Source organism: Kineococcus sp. DHX-1 (assembly GCF_042473625.1).
In the GTDB taxonomy this organism is placed as follows: domain Bacteria; phylum Actinomycetota; class Actinomycetes; order Actinomycetales; family Kineococcaceae; genus Kineococcus.
In genome coordinates this window covers 1771997-1791809 of record NZ_CP170445.1, presented here as the reverse complement: position 1 = coordinate 1791809, position 19813 = coordinate 1771997, and the positions used below count along the sequence as shown (strand labels likewise).

Sequence of the window (19813 nt, the reverse complement as noted above, 5' to 3'; positions counted from 1 at the left end):
GTGCGCGCCCGGTCGCTGGTGGCGGGTCTGCTCTGCGGGGTGGGGTTCGCGGGGTTCCTCGACGAGGTGGTGTTCCACCAGCTGCTGCACTGGCACCACTTCTACGACCGGTCGACGAGCACGGCGGGGCTGGTGTCCGACGGCTGGTTCCACGCGGGCAGCTGGCTGGCGACCGTGGCGGGGTTGTTCGTCGTCGCGGACCTGCAGCGGCGGCACGCGCTCGTGGGCCGGCGGGTGGCGGCCGGCGTCCTGCTGGGGTGGGGCGGTTTCCAGCTGTACGACGGGCTGGTGCAGCACGAGGTGTTCGGGCTGCACCAGGTCCGGTACGGCGTGGAGCTGTGGCCCTACGACCTGGTGTGGAACCTGACCGGGGCGCTGGGGGTGCTCGCCGGCGTCCTCCTACTGGTCCTGCGGCGGCGGCGCCGCGCGTGACCTGGACCGCGCTCCTCGTCCCCGCGGTCGTCCTGCCGGCGGTGCACCTGTCCGCCGAGCACGTCCTGCACCGGCGCGGCGACGCCTGGCCCCTCACCCGCAGCACCGCGGCCCTCGCGGCGGGTGCGCTCCTGGCCGTGGCGGCCCTGTGGCCGGAGACCGGTGACCCCCGCGTCGCCGAGACCGTGCGGCACCTGGTGGCCACGATGGCCGCACCGGTGCTCCTCGCGCTGTCCGGCCCGGTCGCCCTCGCTCTGCGGGTGCTCCCCTCCCGGCCGCGGCGGCTCCTCGTGCGGGTGCTGCACGGCCGGTGGGCGCGCACCGTCACGTGGTGGCCCGTCGCGACGGTCCTCGCGGCCTCCGGCGCCCCGCTGTTCTACCTGGCGCCCGTCCCGCACGCGCTGCACGGGCCGCTCATGGTCCACATGTCCCTCGCGAGCTGGCTGTTCGCGACGGTCGTCGCGGGTCCCGACCCCGTGCGGGGACGACCGGGGACCGTCACGAGCACGCTCGCCCTCCTCGTCGTCGCCGCCGTCCACGGGGTCACGGCCAAGCTCTGGTTCGCGGCCGGCGCCGGGCCCGCCGCGGAGCTGCTGTTCGTCGGGGGCGACGCCGTGGAGGTCGGCACCGCCGTCGCCGTGTGGTCGCGGTGGTACCGGCGGACCGCGCCGCGTGCCGCGCGCGGTGCAGCAGGGTGCGCCACTCTGGCGGGGTGACGGGGTCGGACCGGGTCGAGGTCGTCGACGGCCTCGTGCGCCGCCCCGCCCAGACCTGGACACCGACCGTGCACCGTCTCCTGGTGCACCTGGGTGGGCGGCTGCCTGGGAGCGTGCCACGGCCCGTCGCGGTGGACGGCTCGGTCGAGGTGGTGTCGTTCCTGCCGGGGGCCGCGGGGGCCGACTGCTGGCCGGCGCAGGCCACCGACGTGGGACTTGCGTCCTTTGCCCGGTTGCTGCGGCGCGTGCACGACGCGAGCCGCGACCACGTGCCCGGGCCGGAGGCGGAGTGGGCGACCCCGACGGTGGAACCCGCCGAGGTCGTCTGCCACGGCGACCCCGGGCCGTGGAACGTCGTCTGGCGGGGCGGGGAGGCTGTCGGTCTGCTCGACTGGGACCTCGCCCACCTGGGACCGGTCCTCGACGACGTGGCGTACGCGCTGGAGCAACTGGCCCCGTTCCGCAGCGACGCGGAAGCCCTGCGGTGGCGGGGTTTCACGGCGAGGCCCGACCGGCCGCACCGGATCCGGGTGTTCCTGGCCGCCTACGGCTGGACGGGGACGGAGGACCTGGTCGACGCCGTCGTCGCCCGGCAGAGGGCCACGGTGGACCGGGTCCGCCACCTGGCGGGCCGCGGCGTCGAGCCCCAGGTGACGTGGGTGCGCGACGGCCACCTCGAGGAACTGGCCGAGCGGGTCCGGTGGAGCGAGACCCACCGGCACCTGCTGAGTCCCTGACGGGTGTCGCCAACGGAGGAGTCCTGGTCGGCGCCCGTACGGGATGTCTGCAGGCCGGCCCCGGGAACGGGGTTCCCGGGGCCCAACAGGAGTCGGCGTGCAGACATCCCGTACGCGGCGGCTAGTCGTCCTTGCTGAGGCGGGTCGCGCCCTCGGCGTCCCGCGCAGCACCGGCGGCCTCCTCGCGGGCGCGCTTGAGCGCCTCGGCCGGGTCCTCCAGGACGACGTCGGGCAGACCGGCGTCGTGGGCAGCGTCGTGGGCGGAGTCGCCGTCCGGGGTCTCGCGGCGGCGGGGCGCGGCGGCGTCGGGGCCACCGTGCGCGGAGAACATCGATCCGAAACCCTTGAGAGCGTCGTTGAGCTCGCTCGGGACGATCCACACCTTGTTCGCGTCGCCGCGGGCGATCTGCGGCAGCGTCTGCAGGTACTGGTAGGCCAGCAGCTTCGGGTCCGGGTCGCCGCGGTGGATGGCGTCGAACACCTGGGTGATGGCCTTCGCCTCACCCTGCGAGCGCAGGATCGCGGCCTGCGCCTGCCCCTCGGCCCGCAGGATCGAGGACTGCTTCTCGCCCTCCGCGGTGAGGATCTGCGACTGCTTGGACCCCTCGGCGTTGAGGATCGCGGCGCGCCGGTCGCGTTCGGCGCGCATCTGCTTCTCCATGGAGTCCTGGACGCTCGCTGGCGGGTCGATCGCCTTGAGCTCCACGCGGTTCACGCGGATCCCCCAGCGTCCGGTCGCCTCGTCGAGGACCCCGCGCAGCTGGCCGTTGATCTGGTCGCGGCTCGTGAGGGTCTGCTCGAGGTCGAGCGACCCGATGACGTTGCGCAGCGTCGTGACCGTGAGCTGCTCGATGCCCTGGATGTAGTTCGCGATCTCGTACGTCGCCGACTTCGGGTCGGTCGGCTGGTAGTAGATGACCGTGTCGATGCTCACGACGAGGTTGTCGGAGGTGATGACCGGCTGCGGCGGGAAGGAGACGACCTGTTCGCGCAGGTCGACGTTCGCGCGGACCTTGTCGATGAACGGCACGAGGAAGTGCAGCCCGGCGTCCAGCGTCCGTGAGTAGCGACCGAGGCGTTCGACGATGACGGCCGTGGCCTGCGGGACGATCCGGATCGTCCGGATGATGACCGTCACCGCGAACAGGATGACGAGCAGCAGGACGATCAGGGTCACGACGTTGTCCATCAGCGTGCCTCTCGGTCCATCAGGGTTCCCCCGGGACCGCCGTCGGCGGCGGGGTTGCGGGCAGGGGTCCGACGACGGCCGTCGCGCCGTCGACCGCGGTGACCACCACGTCGTCACCCGCCGCGAACGCCGGACCGGCCGACCGCGCCGACCACGTCTCACCGGCGAGCTTGACCTGCCCGCCGCGGACCGTGACGTCGGCGAGCACGAGCGCGGGTCGCCCGACGAGCGCGGCCGCGTTCGTGGTGCCGACCGGCGGCATCCGCAACCGTCGCAGCAGGACGGGGCGGATGGTCCCGATGAGCAGGGCGGCGACGACGGCCGCCACGAGCACCTGCCCGACGAAACCCAGCCCCAGTGCATCGGCGGCGGCGCCCGCGAGGGCGCCGCCGGCGAGCATGGCGAAGACCAGGTCGATCGCGGTGATCTCCAAGATTCCCAGGACGAGCGCGGCCGCGATCCACAGCAACCAGCTGCGGTCGAGCACGGCGTCCAGGAACTCCACGGTGATCACCCCCTGGCGGGGATCCTACGCACCCGTCAGTACTCCGACAGCGGCGGGCACGAGCAGACGAGGTTGCGGTCTCCCGCCGCACCGTCGATGCGGCGCACCGGCGGCCAGTACTTGGTGCGCGGGTCCATCCCCGCCGGGTAGACCGCTTCGGCCCGCGAGTACGGGTGGTCCCACTCCCCGACGAGGGACGCCGCCGTGTGCGGGGCGTGCCGCAGCGGGGAGTCCTCCACCGCCCAGCGGCCGTCGGCGATCTCCTGCACCTCGGCCGCGATGGCGAGCATCGCGTCGCAGAACCGGTCGAGTTCGGCGAGGTCCTCGCTCTCGGTCGGTTCGACCATGAGCGTGCCGACGACGGGGAACGACATCGTCGGGGCGTGGAACCCGTGGTCGATGAGCCGCTTGGCGACGTCGTCGACCGTGACGCCCGTGGCCTTCGTCATGGGCCGCAGGTCGAGGATGCACTCGTGGGCGACGAGCCCGCCCGGGCCGCGGTAGAGGACCGGGAACGCCCCGGACAACCGGGCCGCCACGTAGTTCGCGGACAGGACCGCCTGGACCGTGGCGGCGCGCAGCCCGTCGGGCCCCATGAGCCGCAGGTACGCCCACGGGATCGGCAGGATCCCCGCGGACCCGAACGGCGCGGCCGAGACCATCCCGACGCCGTCCGTGTCCGGCGCGGTGGAGGGCAGGAACGGCGCGAGGTGGGACCGGACCGCCACGGGCCCGACGCCCGGGCCGCCGCCGCCGTGCGGGATGCAGAACGTCTTGTGCAGGTTCAGGTGCGAGACGTCCGCGCCGAACTTCCCGGGCCGGGCTAGCCCGACGAGCGCGTTGAGGTTCGCGCCGTCGACGTAGACCTGGCCACCGGCGTCGTGGACGAGCGCGCAGACCTCGCGGATCGACTCCTCGTACACCCCGTGGGTGGACGGGTAGGTGACCATGAGCGCCGCGAGGTCGTCGGCGTGCTGGGAGATCTTGGCGCGCAGGTCGTCCAGGTCGACGTTCCCGGCCTCGTCGCACGCGACCACGACGACCTTGAGCCCGGCCATGACCGCGCTGGCGGCGTTCGTGCCGTGCGCGGAACTCGGGATGAGGCAGATCGTCCGCTCGCCCTGGCCCTGCGCCACGTGGTAGGCGCGGATCGCGAGGAGTCCGGCGAACTCGCCCTGCGAACCGGCGTTGGGCTGCAACGAAACGGCGTCGTACCCGGTGACCTCGGCGAGCCAGCGCTCGAGGTCGGCGACGAGTTCGGCCGTGCCCGCGAGCTGGTCCGCCGGGGCGTAGGGGTGCAGGTCGGCGAACTCCGGCCAGGAGATCGGCTCGAGCTCGGTCGTCGCGTTGAGCTTCATCGTGCACGAGCCCAGGGGGATCGCGCCGCGGTCGAGGGCGTAGTCGGCGTCGGACAGCCGGCTGAGGTAGCGCAGCATCGCCGTCTCGGACCGGTGCTGGGAGAACACCGGGTGGGTGAGGAACTCCGACGTGCGGCGCAGGTGGTCCGGCAGGGCGGGTTCGGCGGCCACGTCGGCCGCGGCGAGGCCGAAACCGGTCAGGGCCGCGGCGACGTGCGCCTCGGACGTGGTCTCGTCGACGGTCAGCCCGACGTGGTCGGCGTCGACGCGGCGCAGGTTGACTCCCGCCGCCAGCGCGGCGGCCACCACCTCGTCCGCGCGACCGGGCACCCGGGCCAGGACGGTGTCGAAGAACGCGTCGTGCACGACCTCGACGCCACCGTCGCGCAGCCGCTGAGCGAGCGCGGACGCGCGGCGGGCCACCTGCAGACCGATGGCCCGCAGGCCGTCCGGGCCGTGCCAGACGGCGTAGCAGCCGGCCATGACGGCCAGCAGCACCTGGGCGGTGCAGATGTTGGACGTCGCCTTGTCGCGCCGGATGTGCTGCTCGCGGGTCTGCAGCGCCAGGCGGTAGGCCTTGTTCCCGTCCGCGTCCACGGAGACCCCGACGAGCCGGCCCGGCAGGGAACGCTCCAGGCCCTTGCGCACGGCCATGTAGGCGGCGTGCGGACCGCCCGCGCCCATCGGGACGCCGAACCGCTGGCTGGACCCGACCGCGACGTCGACGCCGAACTCGGCCGGCGGGACGAGGACGGTGAGGGCGAGCAGGTCGGCCGCGGCGACGGTGACGGCCCCCCGGGCCTTGGCGTCGGCGACGACGGCCGCGAGGTCGCGCACCCGGCCCGAGGTCCCGGGGTACTGCACGAGCAGCCCGAACACGTCCCCGACGCCATCGAGCGGCTCGGGAGCGTCGAGGTCGACGACGGCCAGCTCGATCCCGAGCGGGACGGCGCGGGTGCGCAGGACGGCCAGCGTCTGCGGCAGCACGTCGGCGTCGACCGCGAAGACGGCGCCCTGGGGTGCCTTGGAGGTGCGCCGGGCGAGCGTCATGGCCTCGGCGGCGGCGGTGCCCTCGTCCAGGAGCGAGGCGTTCGCGATGTCGAGGCCGGTGAGGTCGGTGACCGCGGTCTGGAAGTTCAGGAGGGCCTCGAGCCGGCCCTGGGAGATCTCCGGCTGGTACGGCGTGTACGCCGTGTACCAGGCGGGGTCCTCCAGCACGTTGCGCCGCACCACGGCCGGGGTCCGGGTGCCGTGGTAGCCCATGCCGATGAGGGAGGGGACGACGCGGTTGCGGCCGGCGAGGGCGCGCAGCGCGGCCGTCACCGACGTCTCGTCGAGGGCCTCGGGCAGGTCCAGCACCCCGTCGCGGATGCCCGCGGGGACGGCGCGGTCGACGAGCTCGTCCAGGGAGGACAGGCCCACGACGTCGAGCATGCGGGCCACGGCGGCCGCGTCGGGGCCGATGTGCCGGGCACTGAACGGCAGGGCGGCGGGTTCGGGGGTGAACTGCGGCAGTTCGCGGTCGACGGGCACGGACGGCGAGGTCATGGACGCTCCGGAGGTCTGGCGTTGCGCGGACGGACCTCCCCGTCTGTCACACGCCGCGGACGGCACGTTCCAGAGCGGCCTGCCCCACGTGGTCCTTCCGCCTGAGAGGTTCCGGGGATGTTGCCCCTTCGGCGCCCCGGCCCGGATCGGGTCGGAGTCTCTCCCACACGGGGTGAACGGCCGCGGTCAGTCTACGGGGTCGCGGGCCGAGGTCCCCGTCGGCGACGGCGCGGGGCGTCGGACCGGTCGCCTGGGCCCGTCGGCGCTAGGTTGTGCGGCGTGATCACCCTCGCCGTCTGCAGTGCCAAGGGCGGTGTCGGCAAGACCTCCGTCGTCCTGGGTCTCGCGTCGGCCGCCCTGGCCCGCGGCACCAGCACCCTGGTCGTGGACCTGGACCCGCAGGCCGACGCGACCTCCGGGCTGGACGTGACCGCCCAGCGCCCGCACGACGTCGCAGCGGTGCTGGCCTCGCCGAAGCGGCACGTCGCCGAGGACGCCGTCGCGCCGAGCGGGTGGGTCGACGACCACCCCGGGCTGCTGGACGTCGTCAGCGGGTCCGCGGACTCGGCCCGGCGCGACACCCCCGACGCCGACGAGGAGGAGCTGAAGGCGCTGCGCCGCGCGCTGCGCAAGCTCGACGACCACGACCTCGCGATCCTCGACACGCCCCCCTCCCTCAACGGCCTGACCCGCTCGGCGTGGCGCGCCGCGGACGCGGTGCTCGTCGTCTCCGACGCCAGCCGGTTCTCCGTCGCCGCCGTCGACCGGACGCTGCGCGAGGTGCGGTCGCTGCGGTCCGGCCCGGCCGTGGTGGGCGTCGTCGTCAACCGGTTCACCCAGCGCTCGGGTGAGCAGCGGTTCCGGTTCGAGGAACTGCGCGGCCTCTTCGGGGACCTGGTCCTCGACCCGCTGCCGGACCGCGTCTCCGTCCCGCAGTCCCAGGGCGCCGGCGTCCCCCTGCACACGCTGAAGACGCGGACGGCGAGAACGCTTGCGGCTCAGTTCGACTCGCTGCTCGACCGGGTCCTGCAGGCGTCCAGGGGAACCTCAGGGAGTTTCTAGACGTCACAACGTGCAGGAAGGTTGCGCTGCGCCTACCGTCAGTCGACGGGTCGTGCGCACAATGGTCCTGTTGGTGCCGCCCCCGCTCTCCCCGCGCCCGCCGCGGGTCCAAGGAGGTCTCGTGACGTCGTCCAACACCCCCCTCACCGGGTCCCCGCGCGCTGAAGCCCCCGCGCGCGTCGTCCGTCCCGCCCGGGCCGCCGCACCGCCGGCGACCGGCCGCCGCACCGTTCCGGTCGACCCCGAGGCCGACCGCATCAGCGCGCTGGTCCAGCGGCTCCGCTCGCACTGGACGCGCTCGGGCGCCGACATCGCCACGCGACTGCGTCCGGGCGTCGACGACGCCCAGCTCGACGCGGTGGAGCGGCAGATGGGCCTGCTCATCCCCCGCGCCGCCCGGGCGTGGTGGCGGGCCGTCGACGGGGTCGACCCCGTGCGGACGGCGTTCCGGACCAGCTCCCCCACCGTCGGCCCCGGCGGCTGGGTTCCGCTGCGGCTCGAGGACGCCGTCGCCCGCGCCGCCGGTCAGGGGCCGGGCCTGGCGGCGCCGCCGGCCCTGCTGCCGGTGTTCGCCCGCGACGAGGAGCTCATCGCCGTCCGCCTCGGCTCGAGCCGGGCCGTGGTGGAGCAGCTCGTCCTGGCCGACGACGGCGAGGGCTACCAGCACTCCTGGCGCGTCGGTCTCGACGAGCTGCTCAGCACGTGGGCGGACTCGCTGCTGGCCGCCGTCATCTGGCTGCCGGACGCCCACGACTGGGTCACCGACCCCTTCGCGCTGCAGGCGCTGCCGCGCGCCGAGCTGCTGGACTGAGGGGTCGGGAGCTGCACGCGCCCCACCCGGCCAGGCGCGCCGTGACGCAGGGTGAGGCCGGGAGGGGCAGAGGTCAGCCGGCTTCGCGGGCGGCGCGGCGGCGGGAGAGCTCGTCGGCCAGCACGACGGCTGGGTCGGCGGGGGCCTCGGGCTGCTCGCGGTCGGTGGGGCGCTCGCTCGGCAACGACGCCAGCTCACCCTCCACCTCGCGCCACACGCGGCCGACCGCGATGCCGAAGACGCCCTGGCCACCCTGGACGAGGTCGATGACCTCGTCGGCGGAGGTGCACTCGTAGACGCTGGCGCCGTCGGACATGAGCGTGATCTGGGCGAGGTCGTCCACACCGCGCTCGCGCAGGTGCGTGACGGCGGTGCGGATCTGGTGCAGCGAGACGCCGGTGTCCAGGAGCCGCTTCACGACCTTCAGGACCAGGATGTCGCGGAACCCGTACAAGCGCTGCGACCCGGAACCGGAGGCCCCGCGGACGCTGGGTTCGACGAGTCCGGTGCGGGCCCAGTAGTCGAGCTGCCGGTACGTGATGCCGGCGGCCTTGCAGGCCGTCTGACCGCGGTACCCGACTTCCTCGTCGAGGTCCGGGAGGTCCTCGGCGAAGAGCAGACCCTGTGCACGCACGGGTCGGGACACCTTCCGCGACGACCCCGCGACTGCGTCGCCACTGCTCACGCCGGCCTCCTCGTCATCGCCACCCGACGAGGATTCGTCCGGGAGCGTCCTGCACACCGACCGTAGAAGAGCACCCCCGGAGCGTCAACGAGGCGCGCGGCGCGGCGCGACCCGTGACCCTTCTGTGACCCACCCGGCGGTCGGCCCGGCGGAGGGACCGTCAGCGCTCCCCCGAGTCGGACTCGAAGTCCTCGGGGGTGATGTGGTCGAGGAACTCGCGGAACTTCTCCACCTCGTCCTCGTCCTCGTCGGGGACGGGCACGCCCCCGGAGTCGAGCACGCCCTCGGCACCGACGATGGGGCAGCCCACCCGCAGCGCGAGCGCGATGGCGTCCGACGTGCGCGAGCTGACCGTCAGGCCGCCGTCGAAGGCGAGCTCGGCGTAGTAGACGTTGTCCTTGACCGCGACGATCCGGACCTCCTCGACCCGGCGGCCCACGGCCTCGATGACGTCCTTGAGCAGGTCGTGCGTCAGCGGGCGCGGCGGGACGACGCCCTGCTGGGCGAAGGCGATCGCACTGGCCTCCGGCGCCCCGATCCAGATGGGCAGGTACCGGTCCCCGTCGCGTTCCCGCAGCAGGACGATGGGGTTGTTGGAGGGCATCTCGACCCTGACACCGACGACATCGAGTGCTCGCACCCGTTCACCGTACCCCTCGCCGGAGTCCGGCACCCCGCCGGAACCGACGCGCGGACACGTGCCGCCGGGTCAGCGGACGGTGCGTCCGAGGGCGCCCGCGACGAGGGCCGTGTGCAGCCGCAGACCAGCCGCGGCGATCTCCCGCGCGACCTGGTCGCGCTGCCCCGTCCGCTGCAGCGGCGCGGCGACCTGGTCGGCCAGTGCGACCTCGCGGTCGGCGGCCGTCCGGAACATCCGCAGGTGCCGCGCCTCGATGCCGTGCGCCGCGAGGGCGGACGCCGCGCGCAGCACCTCGAGGGCCTCGCCGTCGTACCAGGGGCCACCGGGGGCCGGCGACAGCACACCGAACCCTTCGAGGGCGTCGAGCAGGTCGGCTTCGACCCCGGACTCGCGCAGCAGCTCGCCCCGGGTCAGCCGCAGACCGGCGGCGTGGCCGTCGAAGCGCTCGACGCCGGCCGAGACGGGGGGTTCGGTCCCGGGGACCCGCGGAGCCGCGTCCACCGGGTCCGGCACCTGCAGGCCGCGGTCCATCGCCTCGAGGTGCTCACGGATGACCTTGAGCGGCAGGTAGTGGTCGCGCTGCGCGGACAGGACGTACCGCAGGCGGTCGACGTCGTCGGAGGAGAACTTCCGGTAGCCCGACGGCGTGCGCCCGGGCTCGACGAGCCCCTGCTCCTCGAGGAAGCGGATCTTGGAGATGGTGATGTCGGAGAACTCCGGCGACAGGATCGCCATGACCTCCCCGATGGTCATCCGGGGCCGGCTCGGGTCGAGCGCCCGGGCTCCGGCTGCGCTCACTGCCCCACCCGCGGGCTCGGGTGGTACTCGAGCCGGTACTTGCCGATCTGGACCTCGTCGCCCGCGCCGAGCAGCACGTCGTCGATGCGCTCGCGGTTGACGTAGGTGCCGTTGAGGCTGCCGACGTCGCGCACGCGGAAGCCCGGCCCCGTGACCGGGTCGGGCGCCCGGAGGAACTCGGCGTGCTTGCGCGAGACGGTGACGTCGTCGAGGAAGATGTCGCTCGTCTGGTGCCGGCCGGCCGACGTGCGCTCGGCGTCGAGGAGGAAGCGCGAGCCCGCGTTCGGCCCGCGGCGGACGACGAGGAGCGCCGACCCCGGCGGGAGCGCGTCGATGGCCTCCGTGTCGTCGGCCGTCAGCCCGCGGTCGGCGCTCTCGTGCACCTCGGGGACGGCGAGCCCGGCGAAGGACATCGTCGAGTCGACGGGTCGCTCCTGGCCCGGACGTCCGGGGGGCGTGCCCTCCTCCGAACCCGTCGGCCCGTTGGTCGGCTCAGAGCCCGGCGCGGACATCGACACCACCTCTCGCTGGCAGAGCACGTGACCACCGGTCGGTCGTCGGGCGGTCACGTTCGGATCTTCGGGAACCACAGTAGCCGGGACCGACCCCGCAGGTCAGCCTGCGTGTCGGCGGGTGCCGGCCCGCACCGGGTCCGGTGGGTCAGCCGGCGTGCGCGGTGTACGCCTCGGCGTCCAGCAGCGCCTCGACCTCGGACGGGTCGCTCGGGGTGATGGTGAACATCCAACCCTCGCCGTACGGGTCGACGTTGACGAGGTCCGGGCGCGTCTCCAGCCCGGGGTTGTGACCCGAGACCGTGCCGGAGACCGGCGCGGTGATCTCGCTGACGCTCTTGGTCGACTCGACCTCACCGATCGCACCGCCGGCGCTCACCTGCTCGCCCTCGGCCGGCAGCGAGACGTAGACGACGTCGCCGAGCTGGTCCTGGGCGTGGTCCGTGATCCCGACGCGGACGGAGCCGTCGGCCTCCACGCGCACCCACTCGTGCTCGCTGGTGTAGCGCAGGTCGGCGGGGACGTTCGACATGGGGCGCAGGACTCCTCACGGGGCGGGGTGCGTCCGCGGTTCACTGCTGCGGCGACGCCGGGCGAGCGTACTGAGGCGCCGAGACGGCGTGCAAGGCGGTCAGCGACACGCCGTCGTCACCGGGTCGCTGCTGCACGTCGAGGTCGGCACCTGCCGAGCGCAGGGTCTCCCGGACGCCGCCGGGGATGTCGAGGGCGGTGGCCAGCGTGGACGGGTCGCCGATGACCGTGACGACGTAGGGCGACCGCTCCAGGCGCCCGTCGACGAGGACGCCGCCGGAGCCGTCCGCGAACGCCGTCTGGGCGACGACCCGCGTCTGCCCGACCTGGATCCCCTCGGCCCCGGAGTCGCGCAGCTCCTGCACGAGCTGGATGAGGTTGGTCGAGCGCAGGGCCGCGCCGGGGTCGGTGACGGTCGCCACGATCCCCGGCCCGTGCGCCGGCAGCGTGCCGGCGAGCAGCCCGTACTCCTGGGCGCGCGCGGCCGCGGCCTGCTCGGCGGCGGCGGCCCGGTCCGAGCCCTCCGTGAGCTCGCGGCGGGTGGCCTCGAGGTCCTGGACCTCCCCGGCGAGGCGGTCACCGCGTTCGGTGGTGTCGTCGAGGATGCGGACGAGGTCGGTCTCGCGCAGGTCGGCCAGCCCCGAGGTGTCGGTCTGGCGGACCTGCACGACGACCCCGAAACCCAGTGCGGCGCACAGCACCCCGGCCAGCACCTGACCGCGCGTCGCGCGCGGGGAGGCGGCGCGCCACAACCGGCGCCAGGGGCCGGGGCGGGTATCCGTGACCGCGCCCATCAGGCGTTGAAGAGGTGTCGCCGGATGGCGGCCACGTTCGAGAAGATCCGGACGCCCAGCACGACGACGACGCCGGTGGACAGCTGCGAACCGACGCCGAGCTGGTCGCCGAGGTAGACGATGAGCGCGGCGACGACCGCGTTGGACAGGAACGAGACGACGAAGACCTTGTCGTCGAAGATGCCGTCGAGGACGGCGCGCAGGCCGCCGAAGACGGCGTCGAGGGCGGCGACGACCGCGATCGGCAGGTAGGGCTGCAGGACGACGGGCACCTCGGGGTGCAGGAGCACCCCGACGACGACGCCCACGACCAGTCCGACGGCTGCGATCACGTGGCCGAACCCTACTGGCCCGCCGCGTCGGCCCGGGCGAAGCGCAGGTCCAGCCGCGCGGCGGGCAGCTCGAGCGCGTCGACCGTGGAGACCTGCGTCCGGATGCCGTAGTTGTCGCGCAGGACCTGCAGGTAGCGGCCGGCGACCGAGGTCGCGAACGCCGTCTGCATCGCGGTGGGGTCCCCGACGGCGGAGACGGTGTACGGGAGGGTCAGCGGCCGGTAGTCCACGAGCACCGCCTCGCCCGCGGCGCGGATGGACGACAGGGCCCCGAGGCGCTGGCCGTTGATGGCGACGGCCTCGGCGCCGCTGGCCCACAGCCCGTTGACGACGAGCTGCACGTCGCGGTCGACGACACGACCGGACGACGCGGCCGCGCCCGTCGCACCGTCGGGGGTCGCGGCGTCGTCCAGGACGACCGTGAGTCCCGGTCCGGTGACGGGGGTCGCGGCGGCGGCGACCTGCAGCCCGGAGGCCGCGGCGTCGGCGGAGGCGACCGGGGCCCCGCCCAGGGAGGCCGCGAGGCGGGCGTTCTCGGCCTGGAGCGCGCTGGCGCGGGCGGCGAGGTCGTCGGCACGGGCCGTGCCGTCCTCGATGCGTTCGGTGAGCTGGGTGCGACCGCGGTCGGCGGCCGGTGCGGCGGCCGCGGCGCGCAGCCCGGCCACGGCGAGGAGCACCCCGACCGCGAGGAGCGCGAGCACCGTCGCGGTCCGGGCCGAGCGGGTGGACGGCCGCCCGGTCTGCGCGCGGCGGCGGGCCGCAGCCGCGTACCCGGGGTCCAGCGGACGCTCCATGACCTCGGTGAGCAGCCGGGTGCTGGCGGCGGGGTCGCGGTGCGGGTCGACGGGACGCTGCGGCGGGTGCAGCAGCAGCTTTCCCACGGAACGCAGGGAGGTCACCGGTGCTCGGCCCGCCACAGCTGGGCGACCTGCTGGACGTAGAGGATCCCGGCCCACCAGTACAACCCCGTCCCCCACAGGGCGAACGCCCACCCGAGGGCGCCGGCGGGCAGGGCGAGGGTCGTGGAGACCTGCCCGAGCAGCAGGAGGGGGAAGGCGTAGAGCAGGCAGAACGTGCCGGCCTTGCCGAGGAAGTGCACCGGCAGGGCGCTGTGGCCGAGCCGGGCCAGGACGGGCAGCGTGGCGACCATCGTGAGGTCGCGGGCGACGAGGACGACGACCAGCCACCACGGGACCAGCCCGCGGTACCCCAGGCCCAGCAGGGTCGTGAGGATGTAGAGGCGGTCGGCGAAGGGGTCGAGCACCTGGCCGAGGCGGGTGACCTGGTTCCACCGGCGCGCCAGGTGGCCGTCGAGGTAGTCGCTCGCGCCGCTGACGGCGAGCACCAGCAGCGCCCAGCCGTCCTGCCCCTGGACGATGAGGACCGCGAAGACGGGCACGAGCAGGAGCCGCAGGAAGCTGAGCGCGTTGGGGACCGTCACGACGCGGTTGCTGACGACCTGACCCTGCGCCGTCGCCACGCTCGACCCCGCCCCTCGATCCGCCACTGCTTCCGTCCCCGCACGGGGACCTGCAGCCTACGGCCCCGCGGCCCGCGTCCGGTTCGTCCGGCGCATCGTCGGAGCGTTGTCCGACGCCTGTAGAACACCACGCCGAGCAGGTCCCCGCGCCCACCTGAGCCTCGCCGACCGTTCCGCCCTCGTGACGGCAGCCGGCTCCGTCGGTGAGCGCTCCACGGAGTCGTGGCTGCGCGTCCTCGACGTGGGCCTCACCGCGGTCCACCTCGGCCTGCGCGCGCGGATCCCGGCGGTGGTCACCGCCGGTTGCCGGTCGGTCGTCAGCACGGCCTCGGTGCTCGACGGCGTCGGCATCGCCGGGTCGTCGGCCTCCGTCGCCTCCCAGCACGCCGTCGTCGGGCTCACGAAGTCCGCGGCTGGGGAGCACCCCGCGCAGGGCGTCAGCGTGGACGCCGTGGGCCCGGGTTTCGTCCGGACGCCGCTGCTCCACGCCGACCTCGAGACCGCGGCCACCACCGCCGCCCTCGCCGCCCAGCACGCGGCCGGGCGGCTCGGGACGCGGGAGCAGGTCGCCGCGCTGACCGCGTTCCTCCCCGGCGACGCGGCCTCGTCCAGCACCGGCCCCACCACCTCGTCGACGGCGGGTGCTCGGCGCACTGAGGCGCGCCGAGCACCCGCGCGCCGCCACGGGCCGGGGGCGAGCGCTCCCGGCCGGTGGGTCGGCGGACCACCGGCCGCCTCCGCAGCCGCAGGACGCGGAGACGGGAGGGGACGGGGCTGGTCCCGTCCCCGGCGTGGCAGCGGGTCAGCGTGCCGGTCGTCGGCTCGAGCCGGGCCACGACGGACCAGAACTCCGCGTCCCAGTCCCTCGTCGCGTCCGGGTCGTCGTCCGGGGCGTCGTCCGGGACGTGCGCGGTGACCGCTGCGAGCACGACCGCCGCCACGGTCAGGCCCCGATCGCCTGCTGCCGGTCCTCGGCGGTCCGCACCTCGATCCGGCGCGGTTTCGCCTTCTCCGCCACCGGGACGCGCAGCGTCAGCACGCCGCCCGCGTAGCCCGCGGAGATGTGCTCGGTGTCGAGGTTGTCGCCGAGGATGAGCTGGCGGCTGAACACCCCGCGGGGGCGCTCGGCGGCGATCATCTCCTCGGTGCCCTCGTTCACCGGACGGTGCGCCCGCACCGTGAGGACGTTGCGCTCGACGTCGAGCTCGACGGTCGAGGGGTCGACCCCGGGGAGGTCGAACTCCACCACGAACTCGTCGCCCGAGCGCCAGGCGTCCATCGCCATGACGGCCGGCCGGGCCGACGTCCCGAGGACCTGCTGCGTGAGCCGGTCGAGCTCGCGGAAGGGATCAGTGCGCATCAACATGGCCACCACCTCCAGTGCGAGAGAAGGAGATGCGCTACCAACCGGGAACCGGGCCGAGCCGGTTCCCACGACAATGATGTAGCACTCCCCGAACGGGAGTGCAAGAGGTCTAACCGAACTCCGCGAGGGCCTTCAGGACGCGTTCGTCGCTCACCGGGTGGGCCGTCGGGACCCCCTGCGCGAACTTCTGCAGGCGCAGTTCCTCCAGGGTCCAGCGCAGGCGGGCGAGTTCAGGGGGAACCTGTCCCCCGGCCCGTCCGCCCGCCCGCCGGACGGCGGCGCGCCACGCGTCGCGGACTCGGGTGAACTCCGCCATCCGCACCCGGTCGCGCTGCGGGTTGTCCGGCATGGTCGCCAACCGGCGGTCGATGCCCTGCAGGTAGCGCAGCAGGTCCGGCAGCCGGTCGACGCCCGTCTCGGCGACGAAACCCGCGTGGACGAGCCCGGTGAACTGCTCGCGCACGTCCGCCAGCGACGGCACCAGGGCCAGGCTGCTCGTCCGCGAGATGTTCCGTTCCACGGCCGCGGCCGTCCGCAGCACGCGCAGGGTCCGGTCCACCGTCGTCGCGGTGAGGTCGGTGGAGCGGGGGCGCGCCGTCGCGACGAGCGCGTCGAAGGCCGCCCGCGTCCGGACGTCCGCGCCGTGCCCCTCCTCCAGCAGCAGGGCCGCGGCGGCGTGGGCGGCGTCGGCCACCACGGCGGCCGCGTTCCCGTGCGGAGCACGGGCCAGCAGCAGCTTGGCGTCGTTGGCCAAGCCGTCCTGCACCGCGCGGGCCGGGGACGGAAGGGCCAGCAGCAGCAGCCGCAGCACCCCGTCGCGGTGGGCGGTGCGCGCGGCGGCCTCGGTCGGGAACGTCCGCAGCCCGACGGCCTCCCCCTCGTCGACGAGCGCCGGGAAGGACGTGACGTCGGTGCCGCGGACGACGCTCGTGTGCGTCGTGGGCACGGGGTCGGGCAGGTCGTCCCAGGACGTGGCACCGGTGCGCTGGACGTCGTCGGCGGCCGCGGTGAGCGTCTCCTCCACGGTCTCCTCCAACTGCGCCCGCAGCCGGGGGAACTCCTTGCCCTGGGCGATGACCGACCCGTCGGCGCCGCGGACCCGGAACGTCGGGCGCAGGTGCGCCGGCACCCGGGACCAGTCGACGTCCTGCTCGTAGATCTCCGTGCCGTCACCCAGGGCCGGCAGCTCGCGCTCGAAGGCCGCCCAGAACTGCTCGCGACGCGGTTCGACCCGTTCCAGGAAGCGGGTGGCCTTGTCCGGCGCCGGGGCGAGGTTCTTGCGCAGCTCCTTGGGCAGGGACCGGACCATCGCCGTCACGAGGTCGTGCCGGAACCCCGGGACCTGCCACAGCAGGTCGCGGTCGTCGAAGCGGTTGACGACCTCGACGGGCACCTCGACGGTCAGGCCGTCGGCCGCCGACCCCGGGTCGAAGACGTACTCCAGCACCAGGTCCAGGTCGCCCTGGCGCCAGGTCCGCGGGAACTGCTCCTCGCTCACCGCGTCGTCCTCGGTGACGAGCATCGCCGGGTCGAACGTCAGCAGCTCGGGGTCCTCGCGCCGCGCCTGCTTCCACCAGGCGTCGAAGTGCCGGCCGGAGACGACGTCGGCGGGAACCCGCGCGTCGTAGAAGGCGAACAAGACCTCGTCGTCCACGACGATGTCGCGCCGCCGCGCGCGGTGCTCCAGCTCCTCGGCCTCGGCGAGGAGTTCGCGGTTGCGGTGGAAGAACGCGTGCCGCGTCTCGAAGTCACCCTCGACGAGGGCGTGGCGCAGGAACAGGTCCCGCGACAGCTCCGGGTCGATGCCGCCGTAGGCGACGGTGCGGCCGGCGACGACAGGGACCCCGTAGAGGGTCACGCGTTCGGTGGCGACGACGGCCGCGCGCTTGCGGGACCACCGGGGTTCGGAGTACGTCCGCTTGACGACGTGCTCGGCCAGCGGCTCGATCCAGCGCGGGTCGATGCCGCCGACGACGCGCGCCCACAACCGCGACGTCTCGACGAGTTCGGCGGCCACGACCCAGTCGGGGTTCTTGCGGCCCAGCGCCGAGCCCGGGGAGACGGCGAACTTCGCCCCCCGCGCGCCCAGGTACTCCACCTGCGGACGGCGCTGCTCACGCCGTCCGCCCCGGTCCCCGGTCCCGGACTTCTCCTCGCGGACGTCCTTGAGACCGATGTTGCCCAGCAGACCGGCGAGCAGGGACCGGTGCACGGCGTCGGCGTCGTACCCGGGATCGGGGAACACCTCGCCCTCGGCGAGCTCGGCCGGCGCGGGCCGGTCCACCTCGAACTGCAGGTCGCGCACGACCCGGCGCAGCTGGGAGAACGTGTCCTGCCACTCCCGGATGCGCAGGAAGTGCAGCATCTCGGACTTCACCCGGCGGCGGAACGCCGAGCTCGACAGGTCGGCCTGCAGGTGCTGCAGGTAGGACCAGAGGTTCAGGTAGGTGAGGAAGTCGGACGTCTCGTTGCGGAACCGCGCGTGCAGCTGCGCGGCCCGGTCGCGCTGCTCCAGCGGACGCTCCCGCGGGTCCTGGACCGACAGCGCCGCGACGACGACGAGGACGTCGCGCAGGCAGCCGTTGCGCTGGCCCTCGAGCACCATCCGGCCCAGCCGCGGGTCGATGGGCAGCCGGGCGAGGTCGCGGCCGGTCCGGGTCAGCCGGGGAACTCCGCGGTCGGTGGGCCGGGGGGTCTCCAGCGCCCCGAGCTCGGCCAGCAGCGCCAGGCCGTCGGCCACGGCGCGCGCCTCGGGCGGTTCCACGAAGGGGAACCGCCCGATGTCGCCCAGTCCCAGCGACGTCATCTGCAGGATGACGGCGGCCAGGTTGGTGCGCAGGATCTCCGGGTCGGTGAACTCCGGGCGCGACTCGTAGTCGGCCTGGGAGTACAGCCGGATGCAGATCCCGTCCGCGACGCGTCCGCAGCGGCCGGCGCGCTGGTTCGCCGAGGCCTGCGAGATGCGTTCCACGGGAAGGCGTTGCACCTTCGTCCGGTGGCTGTACCGGGAGATGCGGGCGGTCCCGGCGTCCACGACGTACCGGATGCCCGGGACCGTCAGCGACGTCTCGGCCACGTTCGTGGCCAGGACGATCCGCCGGTTCCCCGAGGTGCGGAACACCCGGTGCTGCTCCTCGGCCGACAGGCGGGCGAACAGGGGCAGGATCTCGGTCCCCCGCAGTTCCCGGGTCTTCACGAGGTCGGCGAGGGCGTCGGCGGTGTCGCGGATCTCCCGTTCCCCCGGCAGGAACACGAGGACGTCGCCCGGCCCCTCCGCCGCCAGTTCCCGCACGGCGTCGAGGATGCCCTCGGTCTGGTCGCGGTCGTCGCCGACGAGGGCGGTCAGGTCGTCGCGGTCGTCGAGGGAATCGCCGTCCTCCCCCTCGCCGAGGTCGCCGAGGAGTTCCTCGGCCAGTTCCGCGGCCAGCAACGGCCGGTACCGGACCTCGACGGGGTACGTGCGCCCCGAGACCTCCAGGACGGGAGCCCCGCCGAAGTGCCGGGAGAACCGCTGCGGGTCGATGGTCGCCGAGGTGATGACGAGCTTGAGGTCGGGCCGGCGCGGCAGCAGCTGCGCCAGGTACCCGAGGAGGAAGTCGATCGTGAGGCTGCGCTCGTGCGCCTCGTCGACGATGAGCGTGTCGTACTGCAGGAGTTCGGGGTCGCGCTGGATCTCGGCCAGCAGGATGCCGTCGGTCATGACCTTGACGAGGCTGTCCTCGCCGACGGTGTCGGTGAACCGCACCGCGTACCCGACGGTGCCGCCGAGCTCGGTGTGCAGCTCCTCCGCGACGCGTTCGGCGACGGCGCGGGCCGCGATCCGCCGCGGCTGGGTGTGCCCGATGCGGCCGCGGACGCCCCGGCCGACCTCGAGCGCGATCTTCGGCAGCTGCGTCGTCTTGCCCGACCCGGTCTCGCCCGCGACGACGATGACCTGGTGCTCGGCCAGGGCCCGCGCGATGTCGTCCTTGGCCTGGCTGACGGGGAGCTGCTCGGGGTACTCCAGGGCCGGGACGGACGCGGCCCGGCGCGCGGTGCGGGCCTCGGCGGCCGTCGTCAGCACCTCGAGCTGGTCGAGGTCGGCGGCGAACGCCTCCGCGGGGCGGCGGGCCAGGGCGGCGAGCCGGCGGCGCAGGCGGTCCTCGTCGCGCAGCGTGACGGCCGCCAGGCGTTCGGCCAGGGCCCGCGCGCGAGGGTCGTCGGGCAGGGCCCGCGCCTCCGGACCGGGCCGGCGGCCCCCGGGACGCCCGGAGCGCCCACGGGGGGAGGACGGGCGGGAGGTGCGGGAGCGCTGCGGGGTGCGGGACATGACCCGCC

Annotated in this window: 20 protein-coding genes and 1 riboswitch; of the genes, 6 read left to right on the top strand and 14 right to left on the bottom strand. The window is 74.3% G+C overall.

The window, feature by feature from the left end; all coding sequences use genetic code 11:
- Genes ACFEMC_RS08595 through ACFEMC_RS08585 form a run of 3 tightly spaced genes read left to right on the top strand, consistent with a single transcriptional unit; the run spans position 1 to position 1885 of the window.
- Entirely contained in the window at positions 1-432 is a 432-nt protein-coding gene (locus ACFEMC_RS08595; protein ID WP_380175443.1) for a DUF2243 domain-containing protein, read from the top strand.
- Positions 429-1148: a cytochrome c oxidase assembly protein gene (locus ACFEMC_RS08590; RefSeq protein WP_380175441.1), complete on the top strand. Its 720-nt coding sequence runs from the start codon at positions 429-431 to the stop codon at positions 1146-1148. Before ACFEMC_RS08595 ends, ACFEMC_RS08590 begins: the two co-directional genes overlap by 4 nt.
- A complete protein-coding gene (locus tag ACFEMC_RS08585) occupies positions 1145-1885 on the top strand; it encodes a phosphotransferase (protein WP_380175439.1) in 741 nt (246 codons plus the stop codon). Before ACFEMC_RS08590 ends, ACFEMC_RS08585 begins: the two co-directional genes overlap by 4 nt.
- A gap of 121 nt (positions 1886-2006) precedes the next feature.
- On the opposite strand, the gene ACFEMC_RS08580 is transcribed toward ACFEMC_RS08585, so the two are convergent.
- Genes ACFEMC_RS08580 through gcvP form a run of 3 tightly spaced genes read right to left on the bottom strand, consistent with a single transcriptional unit; the run spans position 2007 to position 6485 of the window.
- A complete protein-coding gene (locus tag ACFEMC_RS08580; RefSeq protein ID WP_380175437.1) occupies positions 2007-3074 on the bottom strand; it encodes an SPFH domain-containing protein in 1068 nt (355 codons plus the stop codon).
- Positions 3075-3093: 19 nt separating this feature from the next.
- Positions 3094-3579 (bottom strand): NfeD family protein, encoded by a 486-nt coding sequence (locus ACFEMC_RS08575; RefSeq protein ID WP_380175435.1) that lies wholly within the window; start codon positions 3577-3579, stop codon positions 3094-3096.
- 35 nt (positions 3580-3614) lie between these two features.
- Complete coding sequence (gene gcvP / locus ACFEMC_RS08570; RefSeq protein WP_380175433.1) at positions 3615-6485, bottom strand: aminomethyl-transferring glycine dehydrogenase; 2871 nt, start codon at positions 6483-6485, stop codon at positions 3615-3617.
- Between the two features lie 79 nt (positions 6486-6564).
- A riboswitch (glycine riboswitch) is annotated at positions 6565-6661 on the bottom strand.
- A 103-nt stretch (positions 6662-6764) separates the two neighbouring features.
- On the opposite strand from gcvP, the gene ACFEMC_RS08565 reads away from it, so the two are divergent.
- Together ACFEMC_RS08565 and ACFEMC_RS08560 are read left to right on the top strand one after the other, a co-directional pair.
- A complete protein-coding gene (locus ACFEMC_RS08565) occupies positions 6765-7547 on the top strand; it encodes a ParA family protein (protein ID WP_380175431.1) in 783 nt (260 codons plus the stop codon).
- 121 nt (positions 7548-7668) lie between these two features.
- A complete protein-coding gene (locus ACFEMC_RS08560; protein ID WP_380175429.1) occupies positions 7669-8358 on the top strand; it encodes a hypothetical protein in 690 nt (229 codons plus the stop codon).
- 73 nt (positions 8359-8431) lie between these two features.
- Here the strand turns inward: ACFEMC_RS08560 and ACFEMC_RS08555 are convergent, their stop codons facing one another.
- From ACFEMC_RS08555 to ACFEMC_RS08515, 9 genes are all read right to left on the bottom strand, one after another.
- On the bottom strand, positions 8432-9043 hold the full coding sequence (locus ACFEMC_RS08555; RefSeq protein WP_380175427.1) for a MerR family transcriptional regulator: 612 nt from the start codon (positions 9041-9043) through the stop codon (positions 8432-8434).
- A 160-nt stretch (positions 9044-9203) separates the two neighbouring features.
- The gene (locus ACFEMC_RS08550; protein WP_380175425.1) at positions 9204-9683 is read right to left on the bottom strand and encodes a bifunctional nuclease family protein; all 480 of its coding nucleotides are present in this window, start codon (positions 9681-9683) and stop codon (positions 9204-9206) included.
- A 69-nt stretch (positions 9684-9752) separates the two neighbouring features.
- On the bottom strand, positions 9753-10436 hold the full coding sequence (locus ACFEMC_RS08545) for a MerR family transcriptional regulator (RefSeq protein WP_380176686.1): 684 nt from the start codon (positions 10434-10436) through the stop codon (positions 9753-9755).
- A 41-nt stretch (positions 10437-10477) separates the two neighbouring features.
- A complete protein-coding gene (locus ACFEMC_RS08540) occupies positions 10478-10993 on the bottom strand; it encodes an FHA domain-containing protein (protein WP_380176684.1) in 516 nt (171 codons plus the stop codon).
- Between the two features lie 148 nt (positions 10994-11141).
- Positions 11142-11525, bottom strand: coding sequence for a glycine cleavage system protein GcvH (gcvH, locus tag ACFEMC_RS08535; RefSeq protein WP_367640656.1), 384 nt, complete (start codon positions 11523-11525; stop codon positions 11142-11144).
- 40 nt (positions 11526-11565) lie between these two features.
- The gene (locus ACFEMC_RS08530; RefSeq protein ID WP_380175423.1) at positions 11566-12318 is read right to left on the bottom strand and encodes a DUF881 domain-containing protein; all 753 of its coding nucleotides are present in this window, start codon (positions 12316-12318) and stop codon (positions 11566-11568) included.
- Entirely contained in the window at positions 12318-12650 is a 333-nt protein-coding gene (locus ACFEMC_RS08525; RefSeq protein ID WP_366171347.1) for a small basic family protein, read from the bottom strand. Before ACFEMC_RS08525 ends, ACFEMC_RS08530 begins: the two co-directional genes overlap by 1 nt.
- 11 nt (positions 12651-12661) lie before the next feature.
- Positions 12662-13531, bottom strand: a complete 870-nt coding sequence (locus ACFEMC_RS08520) for a DUF881 domain-containing protein (protein WP_380175420.1) — start codon at positions 13529-13531, stop codon at positions 12662-12664.
- A gap of 14 nt (positions 13532-13545) precedes the next feature.
- Complete coding sequence (locus ACFEMC_RS08515; RefSeq protein WP_380175418.1) at positions 13546-14130, bottom strand: CDP-alcohol phosphatidyltransferase family protein; 585 nt, start codon at positions 14128-14130, stop codon at positions 13546-13548.
- A 181-nt stretch (positions 14131-14311) separates the two neighbouring features.
- Here ACFEMC_RS08515 and ACFEMC_RS08510 point away from each other — a divergent pair, with 181 nt between their 5' ends.
- On the top strand, positions 14312-15046 hold the full coding sequence (locus ACFEMC_RS08510; protein WP_380175416.1) for an SDR family oxidoreductase: 735 nt from the start codon (positions 14312-14314) through the stop codon (positions 15044-15046).
- 27 nt (positions 15047-15073) lie between these two features.
- Here the strand turns inward: ACFEMC_RS08510 and ACFEMC_RS08505 are convergent, their stop codons facing one another.
- Entirely contained in the window at positions 15074-15496 is a 423-nt protein-coding gene (locus ACFEMC_RS08505; protein ID WP_380175414.1) for an Hsp20/alpha crystallin family protein, read from the bottom strand.
- A 109-nt stretch (positions 15497-15605) separates the two neighbouring features.
- Positions 15606-19805, bottom strand: coding sequence for an ATP-dependent RNA helicase HrpA (hrpA, locus tag ACFEMC_RS08500; RefSeq protein ID WP_380175412.1), 4200 nt, complete (start codon positions 19803-19805; stop codon positions 15606-15608).
- Positions 19806-19813: the final 8 nt, after the last annotated feature.

What these genes read in the sequence shown, in the direction of transcription:
- ACFEMC_RS08580 (WP_380175437.1), bottom strand. Translation starts at nt 3,074, where the DNA reads ATGGACAACGTCGTGACCCTGATCGTCCTGCTGCTCGTCATCCTGTTC.
- gcvP (WP_380175433.1), bottom strand. Translation starts at nt 6,485, where the DNA reads ATGACCTCGCCGTCCGTGCCCGTCGACCGCGAACTGCCGCAGTTCACC.
- ACFEMC_RS08545 (WP_380176686.1), bottom strand. Translation starts at nt 10,436, where the DNA reads ATGACCATCGGGGAGGTCATGGCGATCCTGTCGCCGGAGTTCTCCGAC.
- ACFEMC_RS08540 (WP_380176684.1), bottom strand. Translation starts at nt 10,993, where the DNA reads ATGTCCGCGCCGGGCTCTGAGCCGACCAACGGGCCGACGGGTTCGGAG.
- gcvH (WP_367640656.1), bottom strand. Translation starts at nt 11,525, where the DNA reads ATGTCGAACGTCCCCGCCGACCTGCGCTACACCAGCGAGCACGAGTGG.
- ACFEMC_RS08530 (WP_380175423.1), bottom strand. Translation starts at nt 12,318, where the DNA reads ATGGGCGCGGTCACGGATACCCGCCCCGGCCCCTGGCGCCGGTTGTGG.
- ACFEMC_RS08505 (WP_380175414.1), bottom strand. Translation starts at nt 15,496, where the DNA reads ATGTTGATGCGCACTGATCCCTTCCGCGAGCTCGACCGGCTCACGCAG.
- hrpA (WP_380175412.1), bottom strand. Translation starts at nt 19,805, where the DNA reads ATGTCCCGCACCCCGCAGCGCTCCCGCACCTCCCGCCCGTCCTCCCCC.